This window comes from uncultured Campylobacter sp., from assembly GCF_937997405.1.
GTDB lineage: Bacteria > Campylobacterota > Campylobacteria > Campylobacterales > Campylobacteraceae > Campylobacter_B.
The window spans coordinates 1-5,496 of sequence record NZ_CALKTL010000052.1 but is presented as its reverse complement, the minus strand read 5'-3'; the positions used below and the strand labels follow the sequence as shown (position 1 = coordinate 5,496).

Annotated in this window: 4 protein-coding genes; all 4 read right to left on the bottom strand. The window is 49.9% G+C overall.

Features of this window, described 5'->3' with window-relative positions; genetic code table 11:
* On the bottom strand, positions 1-221 hold a 221-nt coding region (locus Q0372_RS02550), incomplete at its 3' end, for a hypothetical protein (RefSeq protein ID WP_298102166.1).
* Positions 214-537, bottom strand: a complete 324-nt coding sequence (locus tag Q0372_RS02545) for a DUF2325 domain-containing protein (protein WP_005870807.1) — start codon at positions 535-537, stop codon at positions 214-216. The genes Q0372_RS02550 and Q0372_RS02545, both read right to left, overlap by 8 nt.
* A 118-nt stretch (positions 538-655) precedes the next feature.
* The gene (locus Q0372_RS02540) at positions 656-1,348 is read right to left on the bottom strand and encodes an aspartate/glutamate racemase family protein (protein ID WP_298102163.1); all 693 of its coding nucleotides are present in this window, start codon (positions 1,346-1,348) and stop codon (positions 656-658) included.
* A gap of 110 nt (positions 1,349-1,458) precedes the next feature.
* The gene (gene nifJ / locus Q0372_RS02535; RefSeq protein ID WP_298102161.1) at positions 1,459-5,040 is read right to left on the bottom strand and encodes a pyruvate:ferredoxin (flavodoxin) oxidoreductase; all 3,582 of its coding nucleotides are present in this window, start codon (positions 5,038-5,040) and stop codon (positions 1,459-1,461) included.
* Positions 5,041-5,496: the final 456 nt, after the last annotated feature.

Below are 5,496 nucleotides of genomic sequence, written 5' to 3'. Positions count from 1 at the left end.
CTCGATTTACCGCTTGAAAACTTTTTAAATTTGCCGTTAAATTTCTTGCTTTCGGCGTGCGCAAAGCAAGTAGCGTTAAATTTGCTAGAATTTAAAAAATCCTTAGAATTTAGCTCGCCTGTTTCATCGTCGTAAGCATTTGACCGCGACGCAGTACACGATTTTTTAACCGCTTGCTTGGGCTTGCCGGCATTATTTAAATTCCTTAGAATTTTAATCATCTTCGCAAGGTCTGCAACCGAATTCTTGATTTAAATTGAAGACCTTACAGTATTCGCAAAATACGCAGCTAACGCTTCTTTTAGCGCATACAAGCGGGATTTTGCGCTTTTTTACTTCGCCTTTGATCTTTTTCATCGTGTTGTGGTTTAAAAAGCTCGTAAGCATAACGACACACTCGGTATCTTGCGGGATCGGCTTACGATTTACGCGATTTTCGTTTCGTGCATCCCAGTGCTCGATGTTACTCGCGCCAAGGTCTTTTAAAACCGCCTTAATGGGCGTAATCTCATCTGCTCCTATAACTAAAACGTTCATTTCATCCCCTTATATGATTGATAGTCGTTATTATAACAGAGAAAGATTAAATTTAACTGATAATGTATATAAAAATTTGAAATTATAAGCCGGAATTTTACCGGCTTATATTTGATATTTACTCGCTTAAAGCTAGACTTACTGCCGCATCGATGTGGATCTGCGTAGTATCAAATAGCCACGCGGCGGTATCTGCTTGCGATACGAGCAGCCCGATCTCCGTGCAGCCCAGTATCACGCCCTGCGCACCGCGAGCCCTAAGTCCTTCAATGATCTGCAAAAATTTCTTCTTGGAATGTGGTAAAATTTTACCAAAGCAAAGCTCATTAAAAATTACTTCGTTTACCGCTTCCATTTCGTCCGCATTCGGCACGAGTACCTCTACGCCGCCATCTATTAGGCGCTGTTTGTAAAAATCCTGCGTCATCGTGTAAATCGTGCCGAGCAGCCCTACTTTTTGCACGCCACGTTTTCGCAGCTCACTTAACGTGGCGTCCGCGATATGCACGAAAGGCACGGATATAGCGGCTTTTATCGCCTCGTAGCACTTATGCATCGTATTGGTGCAAAGAAAAATATAATCCGCGCCGCCGCTTTGCAAAACTCGCGCGTGACGAGCTAAAATTTCACCTGCCCTGCCCCACTCATTATCTCTTTGACACCGCTCGATCTCGTCAAAATTTAGACTACTTAGCAGGATTTCGCTGCTACTTAGCCCGCCTAGACGCTCGTTAATTTTGCGATTGATCCCATCATAATAGGTAATCGTAGATTCGTAACTCATGCCGCCGATTAGTCCGATTTTTTTCATGGATTTTCCTTTTAAAATTTATACGGAATTTTATGCAGTCCCGCGAAATTTAATAAAATTCCGGATTGCAAAATTCGCAGAGCCGGAATTTCAACAAATAGCCGCAAAGCTTAAACATTCTCGCTCGCGACGCCCGCAGAGATAACCTCATCGCCGAAATCGGCATTGGCAAGCCGCTTGAGCTGGCGGTAACGCCTCATCGCGTCGGCTTTGTTGGCTTCATAAAGCTTGCCCGCGTGCTCCGGATCGATCTTTTTAAGCGCGTTGTAGCGCACCTCGTTTAGCAAAAATTCCTCATAAAGGCTCCAGTCGGGCTCTTTGGATGAAATTTTAAGCGGATTTTTGCCCTCCGCCGCAAGTCGCGGATCGAAGGTGTAGGTCGGCCAATAGCCGCATTTGCTCGCAAGCTCGGCTTGATCGCCGGAGCTGCCCATGCCGCCTTTGATGCCGTGCGCGATACACGGCGAATACGCGATGATGAGACTAGGCCCAGGGTAGGCCTCGGCGGCCATGATCGCTTTTAGCGTCGCGGCTTGATTTGCGTTGGAATTTACCTGTGCGACGAAGATATTGCCGTATGTCATCGCGATCTGACCGAGGTCTTTTTTCTGAACGCGCTTGCCGCCTGCGGTAAACTGCGCGATAGAGCCGCGGCGGCTAGCTTTGGAGCTCTGTCCGCCCGTGTTTGAGTAAACCTCCGTATCCAGCACCAGCACGTTTATGTCCTCGCCGGTAGCCAGCACGTGATCGAGGCCGCCGTAGCCGATGTCGTAGGCCCAGCCGTCGCCGCCGATGATCCATTGCGATTTTTTGTTTAGATACTGCTTCAGTTCTAAAATTTCACGAACCCCGGGCGCGTCCAAATTTTGTTCTAGCAGCGGCACGAGCCTATCTCTGATCTGAGCGGATTTTTGCGTATCGTTTCTGTTTTCGATCCAGTCGTGATAAAGCGCCTTTAGCGCGTTTGGCACGCTTGAGAGCGAGCCTAGCATTAGATCTTCGATCTTATGGCGCAGCGTCTCGCTTGCGATCTTCATTCCCAGCCCAAACTCGGCGTTGTCCTCAAAAAGCGAGTTCGCCCACGCGACGCCGCGGCCGTTCTCGTCCTTGCGGTACGGCATCGAAGGTGCCGATCCACCGTAGATCGAGCTACAGCCCGTGGCGTTGGCTACGATCATATGATCTCCGAAAAGTCGCGTGATCAGCGTGATGTACGGCGTTTCGCCGCATCCCGGGCACGCGCCGTGAAATTCAAAATACGGGCGGGCAAAGCCTACGCCCTTGACGCTTGATCTATCCATCAAATCGTCTTTGTATCTTACGTGCTCGAATAAAAAGTCTGCGCTTTCTTGCTCGCCCTTTGCAAGTTCTTCTTCAAGCGGCACCATGACGAGCGATTTTTCCTTGCTTGGGCAGTTTTCGGCGCAAAGCGCGCAGCCCGTGCAATCTAGCGGGCTTACTTGGATCTTATATTTTAACCCCTTTAGCTCCTTGCCCTTGGCTTCTAACAGGTGATCTTTTAAATTTAAAGGCGCGGCGGCTTCGTCCTTTTCATCTAGCAAAAACGCTCTGATTACGGCGTGCGGGCAGACGAAGGCGCACTGGTTGCACTGGATGCAGTTTTGCTCGATCCATTTAGGCACCGTGACGCCTACGCCGCGCTTTTCAAATCGCGTCGTGCCCGCATCAAACCCGCCGTCCTCGTGTCCTAAAAACGCCGACACTGGCAAGCTATCGCCGCGCGCTGCGTTCATCGGTTTTACGATCTTTTCTATAAATTCGTCGCCTTTGTATTTGTCGTTTATATCCGCCGCGTCATCTTTTAAATTTACCCACGCAGGATCGATCGCTACCTGTACCAAAGCGTCCGCGCCCCTATCGATCGCGTCGCAGTTCATCGCCACGACCGCCTCGCCCTTTTTGGCGTAGGTTTTCTTGGCGTATTCCTTCATATAGCTCTGCGCCTGCTCAAACGGAATGATGCCGCTAAGCTTGAAAAACGCCGATTGCATGATCGTATTAGTGCGGCCTCCGAGCCCTATATCGCGTGCCAGCTTAGTTGCGTTTAGGATATAAAATTTTACCCGTCTTTGGGCTAGAATTCTTTTAACCTTGTTTGGAAGCTTTGCCGCCGTCTGCTCGGCATCCCAGATGGAATTTAAAAGGAAGGTGCCGCCCTCTCGGATGCCCCCGATGACGTCGTAGATGTCTAGATACGCAGCGACCGAGCAGGCGACAAAATGCGGATTTGAGACGAGATAGGTCGAGCGGATCGGTCTTTTGCCGAAGCGCAGGTGCGAGCGCGTGTAGCCGCCCGATTTTTTGCTGTCGTAGGCGAAATACGCCTGTGCGTAAAGATCGGTTTTGTCGCCGATGATTTTGACGGAATTTTTATTCGCGCCCACGGTGCCGTCCGCGCCAAGGCCATAAAACAAGCACTCGGTCTCATCCTCGTAGCCGAGCGAAATTTTATCTCCCACGGGTAGAGATAGATGCGTCACGTCGTCGTCGATGCCGATCGTAAAGCCGTTTTTAGGCTCGTCCGCCTTTAAATTTTCATACACGGCGATTAGCTGCGCGGGATCAACGTCTTTGGAGCTTAGACCATACCTGCCGCCCACGATGAGCGGAGCGTCCTCGCGCCCGTAAAATGCGGCCTTTATATCCAAATACAGCGGCTCGCCGAGACTGCCTGGCTCCTTCGTGCGGTCTAGCACGGCGATTTTACGCACGCTTTTAGGCATCGCGGCGAAGAGATATTTGAGGCTAAAAGGCCTGTAGAGATGCACTTTTAGCACGCCTACCTTCTCGCCCTTCGCGTTTAGATGATCGACCACCTCTTCAAGGGCTTGATTGACCGAGCCCATCGCGACGATCACGCGCTGCGGCTCACTTGCGCCGTAATAGACGAAAGGCGCGTACGAGCGCCCCGTGATCTTTGAAATTTCGCTCATATACTCCGCGACGATATCCGGAAGCGCGTCGTAAAATTTATTGGTTAGCTCGCGTGTCTGAAAATATACGTCGTCGTTTTGCGCCGTGCCGCGAGTTTTAGGATGTTCGGAGCTTAGCGCGTCAGCTCTAAATTTACGCACGGCCTCGCGATCGAGCAGGCGATCAAACTCGGCATAGTCCATCACCTCGATCTTTTGAATTTCATGGCTCGTGCGAAATCCGTCGAAAAAGTGCAAAAACGGCACTCGCCCCTTAATCGCCGCAAGATGCGCGATACCGCCCAGATCCATCACCTCCTGCACGCTGTCGCTTGCGAGCATCGCAAAGCCGCTTTGGCGACAGGCGTAGACGTCTTGATGATCGCCGAAAATTGAAAGAGCCTGCGCCGCAAGCGCGCGCGCCGCGACGTGAATGACGCCCGGAAGCATCTGGCCCGCGATCTTGTACATATTTGGAATTTTTAGCAAAAGCCCCTGCGATGCGGTATACGTCGTCGTAAGCGCGCCTGCTTGTAAGGATCCGTGCACGGTGCCCGCCGCGCCGCCCTCGCTTTGCATCTCGACTACTTTAACGGGCATGCCGAAGAGGTTTTTCTTGCCCTGCGACGCCCAGATATCGGTGTAATCCGCCATAGGCGAGCTAGGCGTGATCGGATAGATGCCCGCGACCTCGGTGAAGGCGTATGAGACGTAAGCCGCCGCCTCGTTTCCGTCCATCGTTTTCATAACTTTTGCCATTTTTCGTTCCTTTGGAATTATCAAATTTCGCTAATTTTACATATTTATTGCTTAAAAATTTAAATGCTTCGCAAACCCAGTAAAATTCTAAAGCTTTATCACAGCAGGCGGGCTACAAGCGCGATCTGCTGGCAGTTTTAGACGAGCATTGCGGACGATTTGAGACGAGCCCTTTCGCCGCTTTGAAAATAAAATTTTACGTACTTTAAGCGCGGATCGTAAGCAGTGAGTAGAGATTAAATGCAAATTTAGCCGTCTGACTCGAAATTCTAACCTAAATATCAAATGACGGGAATGCGCGAAAATTAAGAAATTTAAAAATGCACTTGCCACAAGATAAAAAGACCTCATATCGCAACAAGACTGGATAATAAAATTTAGCTACTACAAAGCCTCAACCACCCTACGCATCCAAGCTCAACGTAGCGAAATTTTATTTATGGTTTATAACATCGC